This window comes from Candidatus Methanoperedens sp. BLZ2, from assembly GCF_002487355.1.
Classification (GTDB): domain Archaea; phylum Halobacteriota; class Methanosarcinia; order Methanosarcinales; family Methanoperedenaceae; genus Methanoperedens.
On record NZ_NTMG01000040.1, the window covers coordinates 16,272 to 42,128 of the forward strand.

The 25,857-nt window shown below is 38.0% G+C and carries 22 protein-coding genes; 11 read left to right on the top strand and 11 right to left on the bottom strand.

Annotation, left to right across the window (positions count from 1 at the left end):
* Positions 1 to 481: 481 nt before the first annotated feature.
* The 3 genes from CL181_RS06605 to CL181_RS06615 are packed head-to-tail and all read right to left on the bottom strand — an operon-like array spanning position 482 to position 7,482.
* Positions 482 to 3,778, bottom strand: a complete 3,297-nt coding sequence (locus tag CL181_RS06605; protein ID WP_176505100.1) for an Eco57I restriction-modification methylase domain-containing protein — start codon at positions 3,776 to 3,778, stop codon at positions 482 to 484.
* The gene (locus CL181_RS06610; RefSeq protein ID WP_097298516.1) at positions 3,775 to 7,143 is read right to left on the bottom strand and encodes a helicase-related protein; all 3,369 of its coding nucleotides are present in this window, start codon (positions 7,141 to 7,143) and stop codon (positions 3,775 to 3,777) included. The genes CL181_RS06605 and CL181_RS06610 overlap by 4 nt, the downstream gene beginning before the upstream one ends.
* Positions 7,144 to 7,179: 36 nt before the next feature.
* Positions 7,180 to 7,482, bottom strand: coding sequence for a hypothetical protein (locus CL181_RS06615; protein ID WP_097298517.1), 303 nt, complete (start codon positions 7,480 to 7,482; stop codon positions 7,180 to 7,182).
* Positions 7,483 to 7,925: 443 nt separating this feature from the next.
* On the opposite strand from CL181_RS06615, the gene CL181_RS06620 reads away from it, so the two are divergent.
* Both CL181_RS06620 and CL181_RS06625 read left to right on the top strand, forming a co-directional pair.
* Positions 7,926 to 8,165 carry a hypothetical protein gene (locus CL181_RS06620; RefSeq protein ID WP_097298518.1) on the top strand — a complete coding sequence of 80 codons (240 nt, stop codon included), beginning with the start codon at positions 7,926 to 7,928 and terminating at the stop codon, positions 8,163 to 8,165.
* A gap of 32 nt (positions 8,166 to 8,197) precedes the next feature.
* Positions 8,198 to 8,596 carry a hypothetical protein gene (locus tag CL181_RS06625; protein ID WP_097298519.1) on the top strand — a complete coding sequence of 133 codons (399 nt, stop codon included), beginning with the start codon at positions 8,198 to 8,200 and terminating at the stop codon, positions 8,594 to 8,596.
* A 53-nt stretch (positions 8,597 to 8,649) separates the two neighbouring features.
* On the opposite strand, the gene CL181_RS21365 is transcribed toward CL181_RS06625, so the two are convergent.
* The 3 genes from CL181_RS21365 to CL181_RS06635 all read right to left on the bottom strand — a co-directional run bounded on the left by CL181_RS21365 (position 8,650) and on the right by CL181_RS06635 (position 9,484).
* Positions 8,650 to 9,027: a DnaJ domain-containing protein gene (locus CL181_RS21365; protein ID WP_097298520.1), complete on the bottom strand. Its 378-nt coding sequence runs from the start codon at positions 9,025 to 9,027 to the stop codon at positions 8,650 to 8,652.
* An 87-nt stretch (positions 9,028 to 9,114) separates the two neighbouring features.
* Positions 9,115 to 9,237: a hypothetical protein gene (locus CL181_RS21110; protein WP_255251460.1), complete on the bottom strand. Its 123-nt coding sequence runs from the start codon at positions 9,235 to 9,237 to the stop codon at positions 9,115 to 9,117.
* Positions 9,238 to 9,262: 25 nt separating this feature from the next.
* Positions 9,263 to 9,484, bottom strand: a complete 222-nt coding sequence (locus tag CL181_RS06635; RefSeq protein WP_097298521.1) for a hypothetical protein — start codon at positions 9,482 to 9,484, stop codon at positions 9,263 to 9,265.
* A 421-nt stretch (positions 9,485 to 9,905) separates the two neighbouring features.
* On the opposite strand from CL181_RS06635, the gene CL181_RS06640 reads away from it, so the two are divergent.
* The 6 genes from CL181_RS06640 to CL181_RS06665 all read left to right on the top strand — a co-directional run bounded on the left by CL181_RS06640 (position 9,906) and on the right by CL181_RS06665 (position 17,238).
* Positions 9,906 to 10,874 (top strand): replication factor A, encoded by a 969-nt coding sequence (locus CL181_RS06640; RefSeq protein ID WP_097298522.1) that lies wholly within the window; start codon positions 9,906 to 9,908, stop codon positions 10,872 to 10,874.
* Positions 10,875 to 11,978 (top strand): hypothetical protein, encoded by a 1,104-nt coding sequence (locus tag CL181_RS06645; protein WP_097298523.1) that lies wholly within the window; start codon positions 10,875 to 10,877, stop codon positions 11,976 to 11,978. It begins immediately after the preceding gene.
* Between the two features lie 252 nt (positions 11,979 to 12,230).
* Entirely contained in the window at positions 12,231 to 12,524 is a 294-nt protein-coding gene (locus CL181_RS06650) for a hypothetical protein (protein WP_097298524.1), read from the top strand.
* Entirely contained in the window at positions 12,485 to 12,967 is a 483-nt protein-coding gene (locus tag CL181_RS06655; protein ID WP_097298525.1) for an SLOG family protein, read from the top strand. Before CL181_RS06650 ends, CL181_RS06655 begins: the two co-directional genes overlap by 40 nt.
* Before the next feature lie 991 nt (positions 12,968 to 13,958).
* A complete protein-coding gene (locus CL181_RS06660; RefSeq protein WP_097298526.1) occupies positions 13,959 to 15,437 on the top strand; it encodes a hypothetical protein in 1,479 nt (492 codons plus the stop codon).
* A 595-nt stretch (positions 15,438 to 16,032) separates the two neighbouring features.
* Positions 16,033 to 17,238 (top strand): ISAzo13 family transposase, encoded by a 1,206-nt coding sequence (locus CL181_RS06665; protein ID WP_097298527.1) that lies wholly within the window; start codon positions 16,033 to 16,035, stop codon positions 17,236 to 17,238.
* Positions 17,239 to 17,301: 63 nt separating this feature from the next.
* Here the strand turns inward: CL181_RS06665 and CL181_RS06670 are convergent, their stop codons facing one another.
* From CL181_RS06670 to CL181_RS06685, 3 genes are all read right to left on the bottom strand, one after another.
* Complete coding sequence (locus CL181_RS06670; RefSeq protein WP_141398819.1) at positions 17,302 to 18,072, bottom strand: hypothetical protein; 771 nt, start codon at positions 18,070 to 18,072, stop codon at positions 17,302 to 17,304.
* Between the two features lie 893 nt (positions 18,073 to 18,965).
* Complete coding sequence (locus CL181_RS06680) at positions 18,966 to 20,666, bottom strand: DUF262 domain-containing protein (protein ID WP_097298530.1); 1,701 nt, start codon at positions 20,664 to 20,666, stop codon at positions 18,966 to 18,968.
* 241 nt (positions 20,667 to 20,907) lie between these two features.
* Positions 20,908 to 21,294 carry a hypothetical protein gene (locus tag CL181_RS06685; protein ID WP_097298531.1) on the bottom strand — a complete coding sequence of 129 codons (387 nt, stop codon included), beginning with the start codon at positions 21,292 to 21,294 and terminating at the stop codon, positions 20,908 to 20,910.
* A 384-nt stretch (positions 21,295 to 21,678) separates the two neighbouring features.
* On the opposite strand from CL181_RS06685, the gene CL181_RS06690 reads away from it, so the two are divergent.
* Together CL181_RS06690 and CL181_RS06695 are read left to right on the top strand one after the other, a co-directional pair.
* Positions 21,679 to 22,134 carry a hypothetical protein gene (locus tag CL181_RS06690; protein WP_097298532.1) on the top strand — a complete coding sequence of 152 codons (456 nt, stop codon included), beginning with the start codon at positions 21,679 to 21,681 and terminating at the stop codon, positions 22,132 to 22,134.
* A 504-nt stretch (positions 22,135 to 22,638) separates the two neighbouring features.
* Complete coding sequence (locus CL181_RS06695) at positions 22,639 to 23,766, top strand: HEPN domain-containing protein (RefSeq protein WP_097298533.1); 1,128 nt, start codon at positions 22,639 to 22,641, stop codon at positions 23,764 to 23,766.
* A 286-nt stretch (positions 23,767 to 24,052) separates the two neighbouring features.
* Here CL181_RS06695 and CL181_RS06700 read toward each other — a convergent pair whose 3' ends face one another.
* A complete protein-coding gene (locus tag CL181_RS06700) occupies positions 24,053 to 24,466 on the bottom strand; it encodes a hypothetical protein (protein WP_097298534.1) in 414 nt (137 codons plus the stop codon).
* Positions 24,467 to 24,857: 391 nt separating this feature from the next.
* On the opposite strand from CL181_RS06700, the gene CL181_RS06705 reads away from it, so the two are divergent.
* On the top strand, positions 24,858 to 25,076 hold the full coding sequence (locus CL181_RS06705) for a hypothetical protein (RefSeq protein WP_141398820.1): 219 nt from the start codon (positions 24,858 to 24,860) through the stop codon (positions 25,074 to 25,076).
* Here CL181_RS06705 and CL181_RS06710 read toward each other — a convergent pair.
* A complete protein-coding gene (locus CL181_RS06710) occupies positions 25,062 to 25,418 on the bottom strand; it encodes a hypothetical protein (RefSeq protein WP_097298536.1) in 357 nt (118 codons plus the stop codon). The genes CL181_RS06705 and CL181_RS06710 overlap by 15 nt on opposite strands.
* Positions 25,419 to 25,857: the final 439 nt, after the last annotated feature.

A 25,857-nucleotide genomic window follows, 5' to 3' on the forward strand; every position in this document is an offset into this window, starting at 1 on the left:
TATAATGATTAACAAAGATTTCCGTTTTTTTATGAGGTCTTGATTACTTGTATCTACTTTAATTAACAGTTGTAATATATAATATCTCCTTCAACAAGTTTTATTTCTTCTTCGTCAACCCAAACAGCTTGTAAACTACCTGGTCAATGAGCCTGTCGGTGGCTTCAATCCTGGCCAAGAGCGAATCCAGTTCGTTGACTGATTGTGTGTACCATTCCTGCTGGAGAGGATATCAATATTGGCATTATTTTCAACTAAGCCGATAATGCGAGTATAACCTGGATTGGAAAACGTATGAGAGGAACGCCATAGGAAAGCTCATATCGTAATGTATCACAACATGTTGATGAACTGGCCTGCTCATTACATCTGGTATCTTTATGAATCCGAAATGGTAGACTGTAACAAAAGACTTGGTCTACTTACTGGTAATTGAGGAATCGGGCGTAAAGTATGAAGATTGTAAAGGTAAATCGATCAATTATTCTTCGTTTTCGTTATCCTGTCCCATACGATACTTGATGTCGTAGTTTATTATATAATCTAGTTCTTCTTCCGTGAATCCATAATGCTGCGCCAGCACGCGGTCAATCTCGTCTATGATGGGCTTAGATAAAGAAGGAGTAAAGGATTGGATTCTCACTTCACCTGTCTGTTGTTGATGCCTAACCTGAAACCAAGAATTTGCCTCCATACCTGTCTGCAAGTCCTGGGATAGTCTTTCCAGCGTTGGTTCATCTAACAAAGACGCAGGTATACGGAATGTCTGGATGTCTGAAGGATTAAGATCGCGGCAGTTACTCAATTGTTGATAGACAACGAAATAGAGGGAGCTGCTCAAAACACAATGAACGACTGCGATTAATTTGGGATTTTTTAGTCTCAATGCCGTCTCACGCGAGCTTGGTTCTTTTTTGCCGTTGATAAAGCACTCGGGTGGCTTCTTTGTTACTACCACAAAATAGCCGATTCCAGTGTTCTTATGGTACAAAACGCTGGAAGTATCATTGCCCAAGCAATCAGCTATCGAAACATCTTGTTTTTCTACTTTGCGAAGAATATCTTCTGCCACAGGGCTGCCAAGTTTCGGCCACACATCTCGTAATGTCTTGTCTTTTGACCACTTTGAGTATTCAAGGCCACTGAACACATAATCTCGTTCGTCCGAATTCCATTTGATGTACTGGGTCGTCCAGATGTCTTCGTTGCCTCCTCGATAAGCAATGAAAATAGTAAGTCTTTGCTCCGCCCCTGTGAAAAGTTTGCTTGGTCGAATAGCATAATTACTCAGCCATACATTTGAATTGTCATTTAACGCTTTGCGAATACTTGCCATTCTATCTGTGCTCATAAGTGCCACAGGTACAATCATCGACAAGTAAGATTTATCGTGACAAAGAGTTAAACTTCTGTAAGTTACCATTGAGTGGAGGTTTCCTCCAAGCATTAGTTGCGGATCTCGGACTGTGTACTTTGTTTTGACCAAATTATACTCGACATACGGGGGATTTCCAATAATGACATCAAACCCGCCGCTCTGGATAATTTCATGAAACTCCGTATACCAATGGAAGGGAAGGTGTGTCTTACGCCACTCTTCATACTGTAGATCTTTATCTTTTTTCAACTCATCTAACCCATATTCAGCGAAAAGATACCTATTTAATTTATTCCTCAAATCTGCCAACTTGAACTCAAGTTTCTTCTTGGCGACAGCCTGCATATTCGGGTTTATATCGGGTTTTGTCTGAAGCCTTTTGAATTCTTTGAACGCTTTATCAACTGCACTACATTCTTTTTCAATATCACCCATTCTATCAATTATATCTTCTGTTATGAAGACGGTTTGGTATTGAGTTAAACGAGTCATCACTTTTCTTAACTTCAGTTGGTCAGTTTTTCCCTCACCAATCTTATTTGTGCGAACGGCACTATCTACCTCACTTTTATTGGTATAGCCCACCAGAGTATTACCACATCGTATATTATAATCAATATCAGGCAAAGGTCTGATCTCGTTGGTGTTCTCCATGTTAGCCACAAGTTTAAGGAACAGTCGCAGTTTGCATATCTCCACCGCTTCTTCCATAATGTCTACACCATATAGGTTGTTGAGGATTATGGTTTTTAGAATGAAGTACCGTCGGTTGGGATGTTCGAGGATGTTATTCTGTATCTTGACGAAGTCTTTGCACAGGTCGGGAGAAGACTCCGAGAGAGACTGCATTTTATCAAGGCATGCTTCATAAAGTGGCTCGAGTACATTAAGTCCAGCGAACAGGAACGCGCCGGAACCGCAGGTCAAGTCCAATACAGTTATTTTCGTTATAACGGTATAGAACGACAGTAGAATTACAGGATCATTTATAGTTCTGATATAATCCCTTGCAAACTTGTTGATGTTGAGGTTGTAGGTAATCAAATCGTCAATTGATTTGATATCTCCTTTCTTCATCATATCCAGGATATCTTCATATCTGGTTCGCCTGGCAACTACCTCACGCCAGGTCTCGGTTTCTAAAGCATACTTTTCATCAGCAGGTTTGTTCCAGTCAGTCCGTTTCGATACATCTCGTATCCCTGCGGTTATGTTATCAGGAAGAACTATAGGGTTGCCATTAGCATCTTTGATGCCTTTCTTCATTGCAGGATAGAAGTATTCATCGGGATTATCTTTTAAGAGGTGCCATCTTGACTCTTTACTTGTGAATGCTTCTGGGTGTTCTGTCTGGACTTTATTAAATATGAATGGGATTATCGTGTTCTTGCTGATGTTTCCTGTAATATCTTCTTTTGTATAATATGCACCCATTTGTCTCTGGTTGACGTATTTTTCAAAAATATAACCAAGTACATCAGGATTAATCTCCTCATCTGCGGAGACTTGCTGTTCATCATCAAAATGTCTATCATCCAGATACCATGACCATTCATCAAAGAATGTGAATAAGTCTTCAAAAGCTTGATCTTTGATATTTATATCTGGGTTGTCGATTTCGATCTTATGTTTTAGAAATAAGCCACCGTTCAAGTACTGTATTTTATCTCCAAGTAGATCTTTTGCTTCATGTGATCTTTCCTCGTAGCGTTTGGCAAATCCTTCGAAGAATAGAGTCCTCAGAAACTTTGTGTAAAACTTATCAATGCTTTCCGGTGGTGCAGATTCTAGTATTGACCTCAGATAATATTCATCATAACATTTCTTTATGTTATTGAATAGTAGTTTCTTCTTCTGAAGGAAATAGATGAACATCAAACGATTAATGATTATGGAAGCATACCAGTCTCTTGTTTCTGTAACTGAAATCCCAGTTATTTCTTTTGAGAACTTTTCGTGTTCTTTTTCGAATTGATCAAAGAATCTTTTTACAACTTCTTTAACAACGAACATGCTTTCGAATGTATCTGTTTTGTCAAAACTCAGACCGTTCAGCTTCTTAATTGTGGTCCTGGAAATGTTTGATTTATTGAACTTGAACGTGGAGAACTTCTCAGTATCGAGTTTGGTAAACCCTTTCTTCAAGAATGCGAAGTTCTCGAAATTTGTTGTGATCAACAGTAGATATTCCACTGGATATTTTAGGTATGAATGATATTTCTGGAGATCTGATAACGAATCTATCAACACTATCTTGAGGAGGTCTTTTTCTTCAGAAATCTTCATGACCGCATTATTATCTACAATTTTATGTTCTGAGAATCCTTTTCCTTTGAACATATTTACAACGTCGTTCATGTTGTTTATCTTAAGGATATCTTCTCTGGTTATTTCGGTCATATAAACGCGCCCCAGCATATCTGTTTATATTCGATATTCTTTTCACTTCTCAGGGATTTCTGATAGTCTGGGTTTTTGTTTATAATTTCTTTCCTGAACTCTTTCAGTATCTTTATGAATCTCTCTACATCTGTAATAAACACACCTTTTTCGAACATCTTATTCAACTTCGCAGCATCTCCCTGGCTGAGGAATACGTTTGTATAGATGCTCTTGAGATCGTAGAGTGTGCTTTTCTGTCGTTGGATATCCTCATTCAGAGACCTTGTTTTCAGAACATCCTTCAGGTATTTGATAACCATCTCTTGAACCTTAGATATCTTGAATCCCGTAATCATTTCAACATCACTGTACCCGCTTTTTAATGTGAAGAACATTTCTTCAAACTGTTCAGTTATTTGTTTCATACCAGGTTCGATATCTATCGTTTCATTACCTGCGAGTCTTGTGTGTCCGAGTGTGCCCGGCATAATCTGTATATCTAGTGGTGTTATTTCAGAGACTTTCTTAGAATCAGTATCATAAAATAGAAGGACATCTTTGAACTTATGCCCATCCTTTGTATCGTATATCCTGTACATTGAGAATAGTCCTTTCTTTCCGGTTCCTGATATGCTGTAAGGCACATTCCCATATTCTTTAAAATCGCTTCGGGATAAACCCAACTCTTTGATGTTAGACCTTAATCTGAACCTTATCTGTGCTTCTCTCTCATCTCCGATATTGCCGAATATAGGGTTCTTTGTTTTATCTTCGAACTCTATTATATCCGTGAAGCTTCTCATTTCAGTTATCTTCTCTCCTATGGTCTTGATATTGATGTTCTCTTCTCCATGGAGTATACCATTTTCTTTTCCTATGATTGTTGCTATGTTTTTTATCTTGTTCTGCAGTTTTTCAAGAAGTTTTAACAAACTTTCAATACCCTTGTCAGGGAAGAAGTTGTATACTGTGACTTGATTTTTGTTACCTATTCTATCAACCCTGCCTACTCTCTGCATTATCTTTGTTGGGTTCCAAGGTAGGTCATAGTTAATAATAAGACTGCAATCTTGCAAGTTCACTCCTTCACTCAGGGTATCGGTCGAGATCAGAATATCAATTTCACGTTCATTTGACTCTAATTTAAAGTTATATGATTTCGGGCTGAACAACCTGACCTTAAGATCCCTATGGGAAAGAGAACGTTCTTTGATCTTTCCATTTTCTTTATACTGTACTTTTCGACCGGATGGAGATGTCTCTCCGCCAAGTACCATTTTAACATTTCTGTTAATATCAATCTCCTTTAGATGATAATATAGGTACTCTGCAGTTGTGCGGAACTGAGTGAAGATGAGAATCTTATCCTTTCTTTTCTGCAGGAGGATCCTTATTATCCTGTCCAGTTTATCATCGTCGAAATCATATTCTCCATTGCTTCTTTTTACTTTCAGGAGAAATGTCTTCAGAAACTCGGTAATTGTATGTATATCGAATTCGATCGCATTCAGAACCTCCGATTCTGTCATATCCTCGAACTTGCCATCAGACACGTTCTCATCTATAAATGCACTGAGATCAATGTCGGCACTGATCTGTTCATCGATCTTTTCGAGATCATTTTTCCGTAAACCTATAGCTGTGTTGAATCCGAGCTTATTTATGTCTTCTTTCAGATTGGTCTCTTTCTCTATTATATGGTTCAGAGACTTTATGAACGAATACACACTGCTTTCGAGTCGTTTCAGAAGTAGTACTTTGAACAGTCCTTCTAGTGTCTTTCCATTTGACTGATTCACGACATACAGGTGTGGAAGCTTTAAACTTGATATGAATGTATCGATGTTCTGGTAAATAGGTTCGTAACTAGACGATAACCTGTACTCCATAGGATAAATCTTTGGTGTGGGAAACTCTAGATTCTTGCCCTGGATATCAAGATTGGGATATTTCTCTTTAATGATCTTCCTGGTGCGTAGAATCATTACTTCGTCAAGTATTTTGCCAATCTCATGTATTGTCTTATCAAGTTTCACAATATCTTCAGGCGATGTTGTTTTATCTATAACGTTCTTAGACAACTTATAGTACTCATCGAATGCATTAAAATCCAAGTGTTCATTTCTAAGTGTTATCTGGTTTGTGAATATATTGACTAGATTCTTTAAATCTCGGATTGTATTGTTCAATGGTGTAGCTGTGAGCAGAATAAATGTCCGACCTTTCAACTTTTGGATGTTGGTGTAACGGTTCGGTTCACTGTTCCGAAAATTGTGTGCTTCATCTATGAGAACCACGTCAAAGCTTCCATATTCTTTTAATATTTCATTTTCAGAGTGGTTGCTGAACTTAGTATCGGATATTATCTTTATTCCTATATCGTCCACTGAAAGACCAAAATAAGGTTGTTCTTCAGAGATGCCGTCTGTCTCCAACAAGTTTCTCCATTGTTCGATGAGACTTGCAGGGACAATGAGCAGTATTCGTTTGTTCTGGTCCCGATACCATTTGATCAAATCGCCACCGATGAAACTTTTGCCGAGTCCTACGGAATCCGAGACTATTACTCCGTTGTATTTCCTTATCTTTTCCTTGGCGTTCTCAACACCTAGTTTCTGAAACTCTGCTAACACACTCTCATATACTGTTATATCTTCGTTCAGATACCTGTAGATGATATATTTATAAAGTTCAAATGGTGTTATATAATCAGGGTCAATCTGTGCAGCTTGATGTTGTTTGATAGCTGGGGAGCTTTCTATTATGGTGATTAGATCTTTGTTAAACTCCTCAGCTTGATTGAACATTTTCATGAACCATTTATTGAGGTCTTTTATGGTTGCATAGTCCTTTATGACATAGTTTAGTTCCGTGTTGCCTCTCATCCCAGGTTCTGTGAAATTACTCGATCCGATTATAGCTATTTGTGGGGTTACTGCATCATCTCTAAAGATAATGTATAACTTTGAATGAAATATATTCTTATCACATTTGGTATAAACACGGAAGTTTACTTTTCCTTCTTTGATTAAATCTCTCAGTTCTACTAAACTCTTAAGTTGTGGGCTTCCTTCCGAAAGGTTCTGAGAGTCTTTATGCAAATCATTGGTAATCTCTTTTTTTGCATCATATCCGGCGGCAATTTCTTCATATGTTGTTCTGTTTGTTTTTGGACTCATTAATATGTTGATAACTTTCAGATCTTTTAAATCGTCTTTTAAAAGTCTAAATCCATTTAGATAGAAGTATCCTGTTGCAAAATTAGCTTCCGTACCATGTTCTAAGAAATCATGGATTGTTTGGTCAAAATGCACTGAGTCATTGTCAATGATATCAGGGTTTGGTGTATAATTGGAGGGGGATGTTGTTTTTGTGTCTTGCATAATGTGATTATCTAAATGATTGGATAGATATTTGATTTACATTTTTATTATTGCAATTAAATAAGATGCATTGAAGCTTATCTTTGCATAATGTCCTGGTCTCATGGGGTCATAATCGGAATCTATGACCTCGTTGAACTTCTCAGCGAATCGAGTCCATTCTTGTTTACCGATTGTTCGGGATATTCCTGTTTGTTTTGGGGTTATGGTAATTGTGTTTTTAACAGGGTCTGAGATTGCAGTAAATTCAGATCCTTTTGGAAGCTTGAAAGTAGTCTCTGTGGATAGATTTGAGATCACTTTCTTCCAGTTGTTTTCCACATCCAATCTTTGGATCATAGTACTTATCATGTAACCTTGATATATCAATCTATCTGTCAATCAATCAAATGTAGCTCTTTGGATAACAACAACTACTGAGGCATTTTCTTAGGAAGAAGAATCAATTAGAACAAAAAGGCTCATACTGAAATATGGAGGGATGTAACAATGGGCCGGACTGTTCCGAGCTTTCGAATGCTGCTTGAAGAGATAATTTAAGAGTTATCGGATTTTCGTAGGGCACTGCGTGGAGAGGATAGACTCGCTTTTGATAGTCTGATGAACAAGGCGAGGGAAAATGCTTCATTCTTGTACGGTTGTACCGACTCATGACCCGATGCATGCTATTTTCCTATCTATACTGGTTGAACAGGAGAAAGAGATCAACTCATTAAAAGTGGCGAAATAATGCTTGTTAATAACAATTACGATCGAAAACGAGTGACATATCTTGAGGGGTCATGTTTGAAACTGCTCAAGAAAGAGTAAAACTATTAAAAACAGGTTTATCTGGAAGAGAAATTGAGATGCTTTATATTGAACATAACAATTTCAAAATAATTCGCACACCTATCCTATATGAAGCAATTGAATCTGATATTGCTCCCTCCATTTTAGACAATGAAGATTACTTTGAAAATTCCCAGATCATCAAAGCATTTAACCAAGTAATTGTCATAACTGCATGCGACAATGGTTGATACAAAATTAATGGAGATTAGATGATAAAATAATGACCCGAATCGATGTTCCTTCAGAAACACTTCTTGTTGAAATGGGAAATGATGGATTGAACATACTTGAAACAACTATGCAGATGTCGGATATGGACGAAAGTGCCCAGGTGCAATGTGACATATGTTCAAAACCACTCGGAAAAATGAAAGACGTGAAACACATAGAGTCCCCTGAATCAATTACAATTGCTGTATGGAATGGATTCAAGCCTGAGAAAATGCTGAAAGCCACTGAGAATATGCTCAAAGAGGAGGGTGAAGAAAACCCTGCTGAAATCATGGAAATAGTACTTGATTCCTGGAAATCCATCGTTGATAAGAGCGAAACCCCATGGGCGTTATGTGAGGAATGCTATGAGAGCATTCAAATATATATTAATAAGGGTGGAAGTTGAGGGAGGTGCTAAGGGGAGTGTAAAGAATTTTGGAGTTTCTAAATTTTTTATAATTATGCATACATAATATTCATCGCTTCTTCTTCTCTTTCTTTATATTTGATACGTTCTTGTTCCTGGAATTCCCATAGAATCCGGTTTGTTCTGGCTTCTCTTTGTTTCTGTTCTCTTATTATTTGCCACATCTTTTCTTGTTTATTTCTTAGCTGAACATTTCTCGGTTCATTGTCCAGATCATATTGTTTCCGTTTGCCCGGTTCTGATAGTACTGAATAAGCCTCTGCGATCCCTTTAAACATTCCTTCGGCTTCTAGTAACTTGTTTTTGTCGGGATGATCTAGCATAACCAGTCTGCGGTAAGCGGACTTTATATCTTCCTGGGTTGCTTTCTTATCGACTTCTAATATTTCGTAATATGTTTTTTTAACCATGGGCTATTGATATTGCTTTGCTTTGGTTTCGTGTCTATGTCCTTTAACTTTACGATTAGTGGATTTTACTTAACGATTACTTAACGATTAGACCTGCACTTTAAGGCGGTAACGGGTGGAACGGCCAGCTCCAAATTTTTCAGCCAATCCCATTTCGATCAGTTTTTTAAAGTCACCTGCTATAACAGGACCGGTAACATCAAATTCCATTTCACGGAGGATAAATGAAAAAAACTCATAATTCAATCATTTCAGCAACTCTGTTGTCGCAGAAACCGCATTGCATTAACCTGGCATTCCCCACTGAAAAATACTGCATCATGTGACCGCATTTTTTACAAAATGTTGCGTTACCTTTCACTTTCAAGGCATCGATCGCCAGTCTGATTGAACGTAATTGCGTATCCTGTTCTTTATCAAGATACATCAGGTCTTCATCCGTGAATGTTATCGCCATATTATTTTAAACTCCTCTTTTTCGAGATTTATGAAGTTACTACAATCCATGTTTTTTCCTGTCCTGCAGTGAAGATTTCGTTAAAATATCCTTCACTATCAAAATCTATCTTCCCTTGTTCCCTTTTAATAAAGTACGAACCGATACCTCCTTATATTTTCTCTTTATTTCTCCACATCAAATAAAAATCCAAAAATGGAATTTTATGCGTATACATGGAGTTCGCAACCAATCTATTCACACATGTCGCGGCATTGATAAAGACTTCCCCCTGCGAACTGCGCAGGGGTCGGCGCTTGGCGCCTAAGTCATTATCATGCCACTTTTCATAAAATCCTATTGTAGTAGTCAGCAACGGCTACTGCCACCTCCAATTCAAAAGAGGTGTTAAACGACTGCTTAATGCAGTGAGGTTTAGAATATGAATACATCAACAATCGATCCAGTAATCGAAGATATCTATAGCCGCTTCAAAACGGCCGGTATAGAAATTGACCGCAATAAGATCAGGAGCAATCTTGACCGCCTTTTGGGGTACAAGGTTCCCCTGAATGAGGCATCAAGAACGGTAGTAACGATGCTCAGAAAAGAGTATAATGTCCCGTTCGATGCCTTCAAGCCTGGAAGTGCAGGATTTGTCCCAATAGCCTCTTTAAAAGAGGACAATAAGTGGGTAACTATAAGAGGTAAGGTACTCCAGCTGTGGGAACCGAAGAGTGATTCCATAAGCCAGACTGGTCTCATCGGTGATGACTCCGGGGTGCTAAGGCTCACAATCTTCGCCAAGAGCGCGGAGAAGCTGGATGTGATACTGGAAGAGGGGGAGTCATATGAGCTCAGGAATGTAGTTTCATCAATATGGCAGGGTCAGATCTCCGTGAAAGCGAATTCGAACTCTGAAATAATCATGCTTGATACAGATATCGAGGTAAAGAGACAATCGGTTACAGTCACAGGAATTATAACTGAGGTATCAGCGGGTTCAGGTCTTATTAAGAGATGCTCCGAGTGCAAGCGCAAGCTCACAAAAGGAAACTGTGCAGAACATGGCAGAGTAGAAGGGGTATATGACCTTCGACTGAAAGCTGTTCTCCAGGATTCAAGACAAGCCAATCCTCCTCAAACCATTGACCTGATAATGAACGCAGCTATCGTAGAGAAGCTCACTGGAATAAGTCTGCCCAGAGCGATAGAGCTCGCAACCGAAGCTCTGGATACAGCCGTAGTATCTGATATGATCGCTGAAAATGTGATCTTCCGGTATTACAGAATATCAGGAACGCAGCTTTCGAGCAATTTCCTTGTGGATGAGATAGTGCCTGTGGTTGGTATTACACGGCAGATGGCGACAGATGCAAAGAATCTCGTTTCAAGCATAGAGGTGAGTTAAATGGAGAATTTTAAGAGACTTCCAGCAATCAGGATGCTGGCATCAGAGCTCATCGGTACAGTGGTAGAACTTCAAAGCGGGCAGAAGGACTCGTATCAACCAACTATATACCTCTCTCCAACGGGAGCAGAAGTCAACAGGGTCCTGATCGCAGGAACCGCAGTTGAAAAAGAGGATGTGGGTTCAGACAACTCCTTCTGGAGAGTCAGGGTAGCAGACCCAACCGGCGCAATATTCGTATATGCAGGCCAGTATCAACCGGAAGCAATGAAGGCTATCCAGAAGCTTGAAGCCCCTTCCTTCGTGATTGTTTCAGGAAAACTCTCTCATTATACGCCTGAGCAGGGCGGAGAGACAATAGTATCAATCAGAGCAGAGTCCATAGCGTCAGTATCTCTGGAGCTACGGGACCATGCCCTTGCAGATATATCAGTCCACACGATCAAACGCATAATGGATGCTAAGACCAACAAGAATGTCCAATGTTACTACGGTAACTATGACTTCGGTTCACTGGCAAAGAGCATATCGGTTCTTCTTGATCAGATTGTTGAAGACTCGGAACAGGCTGGTGCAGTTCCCCCGGCCTCTGTTACTGCTCTGGAAGTAAAACCTGCAGAGACTCCAAAACCTCCAGAGGTTAAGCTTCCGGAAGCTCCGGTAACGAAGCCGCCAGAGTCGCCGAAACAGGAAGCGGTTTCACCCCCTCAACCTCCAGTAAAAGAGCCAGAGAAACCCGTTCAGGATGCGGGAAAAGGTGCTCCCGGAGAGAAGACTAAGAAGTCTCGCAAGAAAGAGACTGCAAAGGGCCCGGCTGAGCAACAGAAAGAAGCTCCAGGCGCATCAAAGCCGGAAATGAAGCCTGAGCCGCCCAAGGAAGCCCCGAAGCCGGGTGCCACGCCGAATGTCCTGGATGACGCTGAGAAAATGGTTCTTGACATCCTCAAGACCCATAAACCACAGGGAACTCTCGCGAAGGATACCATAGCAAATGTCCTGAGAGCCCTGGGATACGCGATGCTGAACGTTGATGGCATCCTCGCGAAGCTCAAGTCGGCCGGTGAGATAATAGAACCAAAGGATGGTTTCTACCGAGCAGTGTGAAAATATGGGCTATAGTTTCCTGTTCCAGACGCGTCAGGCATAGTGTCGCTCACGGTAGGCTCGTACGATTTTAAGCTCCTGGGTACAGTCCTCTATACCTGCTCGTAACACGCCTCCGACTCTGCACACGATTACCCTCCGTCTGAGGGGTGAAGGTTTCCACGAACTGCATGGAAACCATCACTCCCTCAGCCGGTATCCACAAGAAACGTGCAGATTCGAGCAGTAGTTCGATTGCTGCAGGAGGTTATTATGAATAAAATGCGGTTTGATGTTAAATGTGTTCGGGATTGCTTAGTGACCAATGGTGCTGTTTTTACGGTTAGATCATGGGAAGGTTATTCGGTTCTCTCGAAGGTTGAGGTTGATAAGGTTGGATTATGCACGAAGAAGAGGGTTATGCGCGTCACTCGTAAAGAGGATCTCACTCAGTATATCTCGCTAAGTGGATTTACCTCTCTCGATGATTGGTGGGCGAAGATTGTCAGTTTCGGTGCTTGCGGTGGATGGTTATTCGAGGTCAGGGTTATTCCTGGCCGGGTTTAGGTATTACCATGGATAGAATTGCTTTTACTGGCCATCGCCATCTACGGTCATCTGAGGTTGTCCCGGCTCTGGCTGCGATCCATGCGAAATATCCTGATGCGATATGGATTACCGGCGGTGCTATCGGACTTGATTCACTGGCTGCAGAATATGCCCGCACTCATGGTATTACCCTGTGGTTGATTCTTCCTTTCCCACAGAAGGTTATGACTGCCAAGTGGAATAAGGCTCAAGTTGACATGCTACGGTCACACATCGCATATTGTTCAAAGCTGTCGGTTCTGGCTCCGGTCTATAAGGCATCGGTTTACCAGGACAGGAATGTGCGTATGGTTGACTTATCTTCACTTCTATGCGCGTTCTTCGATGGCTCACCCGGCGGGACTGCCAATTGTGTGCATTATGCCAGGTCAATCGGCCATCCTATTCAGATGTGCCTTTAATTTTTCATGATTCGAGAGGCATATCCATTAAAACAAGGATGTGTAAAGTCTGGGGTTTATCAAAATAAATCGGAAAGGCTATTTAATATATCCGTTACCTTTCTATTAATCTCTCCATTGGCTTTAGAAGGACCAAGTGCCTGACTCGAATAGACATTCACGAAAGTAGGACCTTGTATTTTCAGAAAAAAAACACTTCCTGCAAATCGTTCTTTCACGGCGCCTTCACTGGTCGTCCAGACGGTGTGATCACTCCCCTACCGGCTATACCCATTGCGAGTCCACTTCATGCAGGAGAAATCAAGCAATTGTCCATTGGTGCGTGTGGATATAGCTGCGGCAGCGGGGCTCGGTCAAAATTAGGCGCGTGCCACCCACATTGCAACCGTCAAAATTCGCGAACTGCGCGAATACGTCTTTTGTTGCAATACGCATCCTACCCAATTCCCTGAAGGGAATGGCCGGCTGCCGAGAATAGCAAAGGCTGGGTACCCTACCCCAGCCTTCGCATGCTTGAGCGGTCAGCCGGACGCGCCAAATTTCGACATACCGCCCCTACACCCCTCGCAATCGCTGTCCAGTTCGCTGTTGCGAACACGAGGACAAATTGCGACCAAAGGGCTATCCACCCTTTGGAAACCGGACTGCTACGACGGGAAAACCGACGCGCAAGATAAAGGTGGCGGCATCTCAGGATAATCGCTTTCGGTAGCCGAGCGCGCAAGCGCGCTGGGTACGACGAAGAATTACGTAAGAAGTGGTGGGCGTCTGGCAAGATGAAGGATTGCCCCGAACTGCAGGGCAACCATCATCATGCCCACCGCCATTGATTCTTTCTTACTCATTCTATTACAGGGCTACCGAAACCGTTATCCATCGACGCATCGCACGGCTCGCCACCATTATCAGCGAGTCGGTTTTCAATCCCATGGCGCAGACGACCGTGAGTCACTCATGGACGCACTGTGACCAAGATTTTTTGGAGGTAAATATGAACAATATAGAACTTGAAGTGCCAAGAGACATGATCGGTGAACCGATATCGGATAAATCGTTTAACGAAGTTGCAGTTCTGGATACTATACATGAAGACCTGAAACTTGCATGGACTGTTTCTCCTGAATATGCGGTTGTTAAAGGTACTTCGCTGCTGATTAAGGATGTACTGCAAACTGATAATGAATATGGCGTTACTGTCCAGACACGAGTAAAGATGACTGAAAAGTCGTCTCTTCCAATCCTGAAAACTATAAAGGCACCGATATGTGATGAATGTCCTCATAAAGAGGAATGCACATTCATGTGTGAAAACAGGATAGACCAGCTGTTAAAAGAGGAAGCGGAGTCTAATAGGCTCCATTCTTCTCCAAAGCTGATAAACCAGGATAAGTATGTTGGAATAGAGAGGTCACACTGGACCCCAAAAGAACCAATGCCACTTAGCGGATGGGCGGAGACCATATCAGGTAAGTTCTCACCAGCCAAGCCAAAACGCGCTATTGAGGTCATTTCTCTGGAACGCAGAGATTTCAAAGATATGACAATATACCCGAAAGGGTTCCCTGTTCCACTCATTTGCACTGAATCTTGCGATAAGGTTGATATCTGCAAACTGAGAGGCACAGGATTCGATGACCTGTGCAAGCATCACAACAAACTCGGAGAACTCGTTCATGAGGTACATCTCAGGTATCCTAAGACAACTATTAAAATAGATCCCTGGGTAAAGTCTCCATCGCCATCGAGGATGCGAGATAACTCCAAGTACCTCGGTTGTTACGATCCTGAAAACGTTATGGAGGCAATCGCAGAAAAGATACGCGTGACTCCTTGGGAATATCGCGCTTACATGGAAGACAGGTACACCCATCGTAGAATCTACGTAGGTGACGATAATATGGTTCGAGAGTCTGAACTCAGTAAATCCATGGGAGAAGAGGATAATACGTTTGCTGCTTACTCTTCGCAGCAATTCCTGGATACATGGGATGACCCGGAAGAAGGTTCAGAGCTTGAATATACGATGGACACTGGCATGGCCTCTCGAAGCAAATCCCAGGCAGGATATGTACCCTCATTCTTATACAGGACTGTGTACCGTGACCGTAAGATACTACTCGGCTTCGAGTCCAGGAGGATTGAAAAGACCTACGTTGAAACCAAGCGCGAATGGGTTCATGACGCTTCAAGCGGCAACTGGTCTTACAGGGAAATTCCGGTTATACAGACTACGAGTTACCGCGATGATGTCCCAATATACAAGTGGATATCGCTCCCAACCTTAAGACCGATTGGCTGCTATCTGAAACCCGGGAAGGTCGTTGGCTCAAGTACGGTTGTTACTCGCAAGGAACGCAAGTTCGGTCATGATATGCGTGAGGTTGAGCGCCAAGCTTGCCGGCATGAGAGGATACTCATAGCCCAGGATGAGATTGATGCTCACAAACAGGTAGTTATGGCTACCAGTTAATTTTTTTCTTTAAGAGTTAACTATTGAGACTATGGATCGATTGGTTGAAGCCTTCGCTGGAGATACGGACTGTTATGGCTGCGGAGGTGCCCTGACTTCCCGGTTTTATCTCGAAAAACACTATTGCTGCTAGTGTCTGGCGGCTCGCGAGGGTCAGGTTATACAGTTAGGCAATCGCGGTGTGGTGTCTCTTTGAACGCGTAGATCCTGCGCTTAAATCCCCGGGGTGTTCCACACCTGCAATAGTGCAACCATGAGTTCTTCCATTACCTTCTTTAGACGCATCCTCGAAACAAGTACATTAGGACTAATCTTTTTTTAGGAATACAGTCAAAGGATAGCGAAAATTAGACCTCTTTGAATGATGAGTTTTACTATACTACAATTTAAAAGTTTTTATAGTTTTTAAAGCCTAGTATCTGCTTATTTTGGTCAATATGTCCCTAAAAAAAGGGTGAAATACTATATTTTTGTGATAAAAGTGTAGTATTTATTCTCAATGGTTTATCAGCTGGAAAAGCTCTGTTCAGTCCCTTAGGAATTACCGAAAAATAAATTAGCTAATCTTATCATGTAAGCCACCATATATGGTTGCATGGATACAAACAAGCAGTATACATGGTGGCTAAAAGCCCTCTCAGGAGCTGATGAAGTTCAAGCAAGACGTTTTGCAGGAGCTATAGCACTTGAAATGGGTTGGGGCGGAATCTCAAGGGTGGAAGAGTTAACCGGAATGTCCCACTCAACCATCAGCAAAGGGATAGAAGAACTCAAAACCTCAGAGAAACTTGAACAACCAGAAAGACTTCGAGTATCTGGCGGAGGAAGAAAAAAGATAGAAATAAAATATCCTGGAATAATTGAAGATCTTGAAAATATCATGGATGAAAACACTTCAGGAGATCCGATGAGTCTTCTAAAATGGTCAAATAAATCCACCTATAAAATCGCTGAAGAATTGGTAAAGCTAAACCATAAAATCGATCCAGATACAGTAGGTCGTCTTTTAAAAGAAAATGATTACTCACTTCAAGCGAATAGGAAGAACATTGAAGGCTCTTCAGTACCAGAAAGAGACGCCCAGTTCAGATATATAAACGAACGGGCTAAAGAATTTATAAATCAAGAGTATCCAGTTATATCAGTTGATGCAAAAAAGAAAGAAAATGTGGGAGAATTTAAAAATCCTGGTCAAATTTGGACAAAAAAAGGCAAAGCTAGAGAAGTAAATGTGTATGATTTTGCCTCACTTGGGATTGGAAGAGCGACACCTTATGGGATTTATGATCCCAAGAGAAATGAAGGAATGATAAATGTGGGGATGAGCTATGACACGTCTGAATTTGCTGTTGAAAGCATCAGGCAATGGTGGCTTCTTTTTGGAAGATACAACTATCTGAATGCAAAAGGATTAATGATATGTTCAGATGGGGGAGGAAGTAATGGAAGTCGCAATAAAGGTTGGAAAATTCATTTACAGGAATTAGTTAATCAGATTAAGATACCCATAACGGTCTGCCACTATCCTCCCGGAACAAGCAAGTGGAATAAGATTGAGCATTGCATGTTTTCATTTATTTCAAAGAATTGGAAGGGAACGCCACTTGTCAGTTTTGAAGCTATTATTAAACTCATAGGTGCCACTACAACAAAGAAAGGTCTTACTGTAGCAGCACGTTTAGATAAGAATGAATATCTGAAAGGAATTAAATTTTCAGATGAAGATATGGCAAAATTGCATATGGAATCTCATGATTTACATCCAATATGGAATTATTCTATCTTGCCAAAAAGTGACTAATTTGGATAAGTTATTTTTCCGGTAGTCCCTTAGTTGTTTTTTTCTCTATTACTACTGGAAGGCCTACTCTAACGGCTTTTTCTTTAATCGCTCTAATAGCTTTTTTTGTTCCTTTTTTTCTTCTTCTATTTCATTCTTTGTATATGCAACTACTTCTATTCTTTTTCCTGTAGAAATCAAATGAATGTCTTCCTTTATTTTTTTGATTTCCTCAGCTATCATATAAAGGGGTGGATTTCCTGATTGAATCAAGCCTTCTAATTGAGAGAAATCGATTTTAAAAATATGGTCGTAAGATTTATTTGTTTTGTCTTGATAGATTACCTTAATTTCAAGACGCTTAGTAATCTTTTCTTCAAAATTTTCAACCATACTCGTTAGAAAGAAGATCAATTTTTGTTTTGGAGCAAAATAATCTAAGCCATTTTTTATATATCCGATATTGGATACAAACTTTCCTTTTTCGCATTCAAAGTCAGAAATGACTTCAAAACGGATATTACGGGCCGAACCTAATCCTACGTTTTCTATGACTATATCTATAAAATTAATCCACTCTTCACTTGGTTGAATGGTTATGCTTATTTCAGGCTCTGTTTGAGCTTGTCTCATTTTTGTAGTTTCTGAAACTAATATATAAGTTAAAAATGCATAAAAAATAGTTGCACTTGCCATTGCTGTATTCGAGTTCAAGAGTTCTAACAAAGTTGTTTTCACATGGTTAAAAGAGTCAAAAAAAATTATTGTAGCTACTATAAATCCACAAATCCAGCCTACTATTGCGCTCTTGTATTTTGCGTGCATATAAATTAACCGCCAGATTTGGGAGGTCATTCTGGCATTCCATCGCCTTTTGAGAGTTAAGACTTGGCTTGAAGATAGGGATTTTTGCCTATAAACCTTCCTTATTTTATCCTCAGTGCAGCCCAAATGAATAAAGTAAAAGGTAACCAGTAAGCAAAGAATATAATTTTATAGGCGATTCCTTCTGTTGATGGGTTTTTAATATCTTTAATAAAGCTTATTGGGTGTTTTTGACTATCCTCGCATAAAGGTAAAGCAGGATGAAAATTCTTTCTAAGAAAGCAGGCAGAAAGGAAGACGTAGATCCTGATTTCTCCCATTGCCTGGCAAAACTTCAATTTACTCGGTCGATTTGAATTTCAAAGCAGCAAAGAAAGTCAATATCGATGAGATGATTTGCCTTCTTGAACAGAAATTCGTATAGCAGCAACTCAAAACAACCGATGAGAAGTTAGATCAAAATTCTTACTTTACCTTTATGCGGGGATAGTCAAAAATACCCACGATGATACCAATGTAATATTTAATTCATTTCTTTTCGTGCTGAGCACTCAAGGAATGGGCACGGCCAACAGTACCCTTCAAAAATCTCACCGGTGTCCATAGGACAGTATCCTATTGGCCAATTCCTAGTCTTACGGTATTCCTCTGTAGCTTGACTTAAATGACTCATAATGTAATCTTCCCGTCTCGCTTCAACATGCCTTGGGATGAGTATTAACATATAAGTTAAAATATATAAAATTTCTGTAACGGTGTTGTTTGCCCCATGACTGGGCCTAGTTGAGAGCGCTGATTTTAATTCCCTTTCATATTGTTGGATGGTATATTTGCGGGATCTTCCCCTTACTTTTTAAAATGCTACAATAATACAATAAAAGTGTAGTATTTCACTTTTTTTTTAGTAATATCCTGGATACGAGTTATATTGATAATATCGAATTGATCTTATGAATTATCAGGCCTCTTCTTTCGCTTAAGAAATCCGTATAGTTTTCTATTTCCCAAAGATCTTCATTCTCTGGTATAAGATGTCTTTTAATATATAGATTTTTATTTTGCACAAAGTTTTTTATCCATTCTTTCAATGGCTTGTTATTCTTTATCCCTCTGTTCGTGCCTGGATCTAATAACTGATAATTTTCAACTATATGAATAAATTGGTAATCATATTTGTTTTCTAAAAGTGAGATAGGATGGATGTGGTCTATATCTTGCGATCTTGTGATTGCTTCTCTATCATAGAGTATATAAAACAAAAATGTTTTTTCTAGGCTATTAAGATTTGATTCCTCGAAAGTATCATAAAAATATACTGGATGTAACCTATATACATCGAATAATTCTTTTATTGGAAAATCCTTTCCTTTGAAATTCTTTATTTTTCCTAATATCTTTTTTATACCTGTTTTATAAGGAATCCAACCCGCACCTTTGCTTTTGAAAACTCCACTCAAGAGAGATAGATACATCCATTTATACAAGTTCCTGTAATCAGTATTTGTTGTGTCATAAGTAACAAAAATATCTTTCAATTGATCGTCCGGAATGCTTTTATTAAAGATATGATAAGCTACAAAATACAGAGGTATAAAAGAACGATTTTCGTTCTTATAGTAATCATATAATTTTGCAGCTATTAAGAACATCTTTAATGCTTTTAATGTTTCTGCGATTCTTTTATTATTATTTATTGCAAAAGTAGCATCTTCTTGCTCTATATTAGACATCTCTTTAGATTGGTTATCACTCAAAATGAATACGAGCTTAATGAGTGTATCTTGGGTTATCCCAATATCAGTATAATCTTTAAGAATTTTATCTAAGAATTCTTCCATCCCCCATTCATAACCTTTTAATTTTGATGCTACTAAGTCAAAAGATGATAACTTTGTTCCTCCATCGTTTAACCTAATGAATAATTCAACCACTCTTTGCCTATTTGCAACTGGATCTAAAGCGCGATTAATTGTAACCCTGGCGAGACCGACATGCTTACTACTAAAAACATTTTTGTAAAAAGTTCTAATATTCCTGGCTACATGTTCTTTTTGTTTTTCATTAATAATATTTAATCTTTTTATAATTTCATCTGCTACTTGATCTTCATTATTGGTTTCTTTAAGGCGCATAAATAATGATGGTATCGAAATCCATTTTGTTTCTTTAAATGCATCCTCATTTCTATCTTGATTTTTCTTAGGTAATTTTGATTCATCATTTTCGAATTCAAAATCAAATTCCATGTTTTTAAAATCGCTAAATAAGTCAAAATACAATATCTTTCTATTTATGCTACCGGTAAGACCGATATAAAAAGATTGTAACCTTTGTTGACCATCAATCACAAGATTATGATTTCTTTCTAACTTAATTTTGCTAAAAGAACTTTGTGGCTTCCCATCTTTTGTAAAGTATCTAAAGGCAAACAAAGGTTCAAAATTTGCCTCCTCCTGAATTGTCATTATTCCACCAAAAGATTCTCCCTTCAATAAAGTATCAAATAATAGCTCCATTTTGTCTTCAGCCCACACAAGCCTTCTTTGGATAACTGGTAAAACTAATACATTTTCAAAAATATCGTTTATGGTATCAGATACTGATTTTGATTCCCAATTTGACATGTTTATCCTCACGAATCAAGAATATAACTACAAGTGTGTGTATATTATATGACGGTTATATAAAACTATTCAATTATAATCTTAAGTGTAAACGGTTTGAAGTTTTTCTGAGGTTTTGCCCGAAGCCATGCTCTTGCTTGTTCTTGTGTAAATAACTATGCCATGTATTCAACTCCTATAATATTTGTTTTAGTTTATAGAAGTTTCAGCAAAGTGCGATTACATTCCCAGAGAAAATAAGTCAATCTTTAATTTTTATCTTTATTAACTCATGAAATCTTTTTGCATTAGAAAAATCGCTTTCAGCAGCTGACTCTCCTGATATTATCTTAAGCATTTCAAACAATATTTTTTGTTCTAACAATTTCGTTGCTATTTCAAATGAACCTATTTTTCTTGAAATTATGGATTCTCTTTCTTTATCATTATAAATTTCCTTGAGAATGGACTGAATGTGTTCATCCTTATGCCAAGATTTGATATCATTTTTATTTCGCCCTTCTATTAATGAATATGAAACACGACCGACTAAAATTGTGTATATTACAAATAAACTCCAAAGATGCTCACCAAGAAACGGCCTTGATTTTTCAACATTCTCTTTAATCTGTAGGATTTTTTTTTTCATCAAATGAAAGGGATTTGAGTAACTTCACACTTTGATCTTTATTATATTCACTTTCTGGCAAGATACCGAAAAAAAATGATGGAATTTCGCCGATTTTCCTTGTTTCTATTAGGGGTATTGCTACGTAAGCTGTCACCAGGGGCAGAGTTTTTTGACAGTTATGTTCGACCTGTCACCCGTAACTGTTTCCTGCCATTGCATGGAAGCGACATTTGAGTTATCCTGAATCACGAGTGTGTTAATGCTTCGATGTCCACAATTCTCAGGCGCAAAGCTGCAGCCACTCCAAAATACTCTGCCCCCAGTGACAGCTTACGTAGCTCTACCCCTATATCCTGAAAGATCCCGGAAGGCTTATAACTTGCTTCGATAAAGAGTGATAAGATGATATCAGATAGAATATCCTCGATACTGAATAATAAGATGATATTAGATAAAATTTTTTTCTTAGAGATTGAAAGAAAAAAATTAAATGAAGAACTGGATAGACTTATTGAAATTGAAAGTGCGAATCAAAATATAACATGGATAAAGGAAGGAACAGGAGATTTAGAAACAGAATATAGGTTTTTAGTGGAAACTGAAGAAACAAAAGAGATAAGTAAAGAAATTGAAAAAATAGATAAGGAAATTGAGAGAATAGAACAAGAAAACAGGGAAAAAGAATCAAAAGAATATTGGGGAAAAATTACAAATGAAAAAGGTCAAATAATAACTGATTCAAGTCGTTTTACCGGAGTAGAACCAATAATTAAAAAACCCATTCTTATTCACGAAGAACCACAAGAAAAAAAGAAACCTGATGTAGCAAGTAAAACAAGAGAAAACTTACACAGATGAATCAGGATCTTTTATCTCTCTAATACTTTTTAAAATCGACCTTCCGGTAGTAAAGGAGAAAAAAACAACGCTAAGCAAATCTCACTTATAGGGTATCACTATTTCCACGATCGTTTTGTAATATAGAATAAAACATAATATCATGCCAGTTTCCTTTCTCACTGATAAAAAGCGGGAACGATTGCAGTGCTTCCTGGCAGAAATATCCCTAAACGTTGTTTTTTTCTCCATTACTACCGGAAGGTCGGAAGGGATGAAATTAATTACTTGTTTCGATAAGGAGTGAATATTCACCAGGATGCGATATAATAGGCAAACGCACATTAGCCCTTATGATTCTACCTTTGAGTAGGCTATAATCAAAGGGCAAATAGCAATTATGCTTATTTTTTGAATTAATCCGGTAAGTCAAAGTAAATAATTTATATTGGTAAGAAATTTGCATTACGATTCTTAAATAAAAATTAAACAATAAAAATATAATGAATTTAATGAGGTGATTTGTTGAAACAAGATATTCTAAGCGGAGGATATATTAAAAGCGAAAGAAAGGAGCATCCCCTATATAAAAAAATATCAGAACAAGGGCATAATATTAGTAAAGAATTAAAAGATAATAAAATGAAATTGTATTTTGTTTTGGATAGATTTATTTATAGGAATGAAAAGGGAGAAATTGAATTTGATTCAGGATTCTATCAAAAGACTTATGATTTAGATTTCTCAAATAATCCAGACGACTTTTTCCTACAATACTCTTTGCGGCTTATGTCTCTTCATACGCTTATTATGAGAAAACCTTTACCTTTTGTAGCTATAGGTATATGGAAAAAAAATTGGACTATATACCCTATTATGGAAAATATCTCAGAAAGGTTAGAGTCTAACCTATTTGGACTTAGGGATAAATGGGAATTTTTGATCAATGATATAGAGATTATTGAGAAAAATATTAAATTCCATTCGAGTTTTCAAAAAGCTCTAATTTGGTATACGCTTGCAGAACTATCTCAAACTAGGCTTGAAACTTTTATGAACTATTACCGTTTTATAGAAATACTATCAAAAGAAATGTATAAACATGTTGAAGAGAAAATAAATATGTTTATAAAAACGGAATTATATATGTTTGACGAACAGGAAATAAAAAACAAGTATAGAATCCCCAATCGTGAAAAAATAAATTCTTACCTTAAATCACAACATGTTGAACATAATAAAATACAGAAAATAATTGAATTTAGAAATATGATTTCACATGGCGATGATTATACATTGGAATTTAATGGCAATCTCGTCACTGCAATCCATGAAATGGAAGAGATTATTTCAATAATAATCAAAAGAAAAATCAAACAAATGGGGGTTAAAGGTTTAAGAAATGAGTCATTTCTATTAGACTATGTTGTACTAATATGGGAATCTGATCGCAAAATCGTCCTAACCGATATTGATAATACTGATCTCTATCGCCTTCCAAAAAAATGGAATTCTTTAGGTTGGATAGGGAAAAATGACGACAATGAAAAATTGATCGAACAGATCCAAGGTATGGTAAAATCACATGGCATAACAGATAAGCAAATTTATAGAAATCTTATAAAAAATTTTGGACAAAAAATAAGTTATTGAGTTCAGATAACACCATATATATAAAGTATTAAGTATTCAAACATTATTAAATATGTAACTCATTTTCATAAGCAAGTCATTTGAAAATCCCCCCTTCCCCGGATTCCTTTCATTGAAAATAAATAAAGGAAGTAAACTGAATAAAATAACGCTTATACGCACATTTTATCAGGACTTTATCTGAAAACAATATCTAGGGACGAAAAAATCTATCTCCTTCTATATGTCGTATAAATCATCTCATAAATGCAATATGATTCCCATACAAGATGTATTGCTAAAAGGTTTACGTCTTCCGATTATCTTTTTCTCTACCCCCGTAAAGAGCTAAACTGACCAAAATAAAAATGAATAATCCGAATCCAATCAAACCTTCTTGCGGGAATTCCATATTCATATAAGGTAAAAGTGCTATTATGGCAAAACCGAATGCTGCTGAAAAAATAGATATAAAAAAATACGCGAAAAATAAATCACCTTTGGGCTGTAAATTTGCTACTGTAATATAATAAACAAGGGAGCCTATCAAAAAAGAACCCCATGAAGTGTAAATTAAACCACTAATTTCCGGATTTGAATCTGCCGTATCTTTTATTTGCGTGCCACCAATTATCCCGCCAATAATCAACAAAATTTCAATAAATCTTATCTGTTTGTCTCTTATTTTTTCATCGTTAATATCGAACATAAATTTAGGCATGTAATTTATAATTACTTTTCAATAGATAATAGCTTCTGACATGACTCAGAATTGAAGGAAGACTTAAGATTACACAGACAAAAAAATATCGGAAAAACAGAGACATTATTTTCTTTGTTAGACGCAGCCGGTCTGGAGGAACAGGAGGTTTTCAAACTCGTGGTTAGAATGGTTATACGCACATTTTACGAGGTCGCTAGCTGAAAACAATTCCAGAGACGATATAATCTACCTTCTTCCATATCTCATATAATGGCTTCCATTATTGCGATGTGAGCGATTATTATTGAGTGGATAATAAGTTATCATCCGTTGAATTTATCTGAAATTAGGATTAATAGTTACATTTAAGTAAAGAACAACCAACTATTAAAATAAGATAAGTATGCAAATGCAACAACAAGATTATAGTTTTAGGATTGATAAAACAAGCATAAAAAACATCTCAAAAAGCATAGCCAGTGAGGTGGCAGATAGAATCTATTATGAATTTCTGCTTGCTAGATATATGCCAGAAGTCCTTGCCATAGAGAAAGGTAGTGTTGCACCCATAAAAACTGAAGACTTTAAGCAACAGTTAATGTCTAGGATTAATTCAATGGCTAAATAATTCCATTATATTTTTTATTCCTCCTTCAAATGCATATTCCAGCTTCTTCGTAAGTTGGTTTATTACTTTTTGCTGTTTTTCTCTATGTTCCCACTTCACAATGTAAAACTTCTCGTTTTCCTGGTTAATAATAACATAAAGCCTGTAAGGGGGATTCATGAACTTTATTTCACCGAGGATATACTTGTCTCTGACTTGAAGCAGTTTGACGGCGTTTTTGCCCATTCTCTCTATCTTTTCTATTGATTTGTAGATAAGTTCCAATTGCTTCTTTTCCTTTATCCTCTCAATCTCTTTTTGGAAGGATGGAACAATTATTACCTCAATTTTCTCTTTAGTCATTTCTGTAGCACTATTATTATATCATGTCTATTTAAATAGAACCTTACTGTAGTATTGCATTAGCACTCCAGTCTATTTATAATAATACGAAAATGGTTTGGTATAACGCATTAACCAGCCCCAACTTCTTACCACGTTAAGGTATAGGAGCATGCGCGTATTACGCATCGTAACGTATGAGTTTCAATCCTTTGATTACATTGAGAACGTATTCAGCATAAAATAATCCTTATATGCAGTTTTTACGAGGACGCTACCTGAAAACAATATCCATAGACGGTATTCTAAACTTTCGTTCATACCCCATATAAACGCTTCCATAAATGGACTATGGGCGATCATCATGGAATGGGTAATAAGTTAAGCCATCACATTTGTGTACTATAATGCCAGAACTTTAAGAACATATTTAACCATATTTGACATCTTTAAAAAAAAT

Excerpts from the sequence above, each read along its gene's own strand:
- CL181_RS06635 (WP_097298521.1), bottom strand. The coding sequence starts at position 9,484 with ATGGCGATAACATTCACGGATGAAGACCTGATGTATCTTGATAAAGAA.
- CL181_RS06625 (WP_097298519.1), top strand. The coding sequence starts at position 8,198 with ATGACCCGAATCGATGTTCCTTCAGAAACACTTCTTGTTGAAATGGGA.
- CL181_RS06640 (WP_097298522.1), top strand. The coding sequence starts at position 9,906 with ATGAATACATCAACAATCGATCCAGTAATCGAAGATATCTATAGCCGC.
- CL181_RS06710 (WP_097298536.1), bottom strand. The coding sequence starts at position 25,418 with ATGACTAAAGAGAAAATTGAGGTAATAATTGTTCCATCCTTCCAAAAA.
- CL181_RS06645 (WP_097298523.1), top strand. The coding sequence starts at position 10,875 with ATGGAGAATTTTAAGAGACTTCCAGCAATCAGGATGCTGGCATCAGAG.
- CL181_RS06665 (WP_097298527.1), top strand. The coding sequence starts at position 16,033 with ATGGATACAAACAAGCAGTATACATGGTGGCTAAAAGCCCTCTCAGGA.
- CL181_RS06685 (WP_097298531.1), bottom strand. The coding sequence starts at position 21,294 with ATGAAAAAAAAAATCCTACAGATTAAAGAGAATGTTGAAAAATCAAGG.
- CL181_RS06620 (WP_097298518.1), top strand. The coding sequence starts at position 7,926 with ATGTTTGAAACTGCTCAAGAAAGAGTAAAACTATTAAAAACAGGTTTA.
- CL181_RS06655 (WP_097298525.1), top strand. The coding sequence starts at position 12,485 with ATGGTTATTCGAGGTCAGGGTTATTCCTGGCCGGGTTTAGGTATTACC.
- CL181_RS06680 (WP_097298530.1), bottom strand. The coding sequence starts at position 20,666 with ATGTCAAATTGGGAATCAAAATCAGTATCTGATACCATAAACGATATT.
- CL181_RS06690 (WP_097298532.1), top strand. The coding sequence starts at position 21,679 with ATGATATCAGATAGAATATCCTCGATACTGAATAATAAGATGATATTA.
- CL181_RS06670 (WP_141398819.1), bottom strand. The coding sequence starts at position 18,072 with ATGACCTCCCAAATCTGGCGGTTAATTTATATGCACGCAAAATACAAG.
- CL181_RS21110 (WP_255251460.1), bottom strand. The coding sequence starts at position 9,237 with ATGGAATTTGATGTTACCGGTCCTGTTATAGCAGGTGACTTTAAAAAA.
- CL181_RS06615 (WP_097298517.1), bottom strand. The coding sequence starts at position 7,482 with ATGATCCAAAGATTGGATGTGGAAAACAACTGGAAGAAAGTGATCTCA.
- CL181_RS06660 (WP_097298526.1), top strand. The coding sequence starts at position 13,959 with ATGAACAATATAGAACTTGAAGTGCCAAGAGACATGATCGGTGAACCG.
- CL181_RS06705 (WP_141398820.1), top strand. The coding sequence starts at position 24,858 with ATGCAACAACAAGATTATAGTTTTAGGATTGATAAAACAAGCATAAAA.
- CL181_RS06605 (WP_176505100.1), bottom strand. The coding sequence starts at position 3,778 with ATGACCGAAATAACCAGAGAAGATATCCTTAAGATAAACAACATGAAC.
- CL181_RS06650 (WP_097298524.1), top strand. The coding sequence starts at position 12,231 with ATGAATAAAATGCGGTTTGATGTTAAATGTGTTCGGGATTGCTTAGTG.
- CL181_RS06610 (WP_097298516.1), bottom strand. The coding sequence starts at position 7,143 with ATGCAAGACACAAAAACAACATCCCCCTCCAATTATACACCAAACCCT.
- CL181_RS21365 (WP_097298520.1), bottom strand. The coding sequence starts at position 9,027 with ATGGTTAAAAAAACATATTACGAAATATTAGAAGTCGATAAGAAAGCA.
- CL181_RS06700 (WP_097298534.1), bottom strand. The coding sequence starts at position 24,466 with ATGCCTAAATTTATGTTCGATATTAACGATGAAAAAATAAGAGACAAA.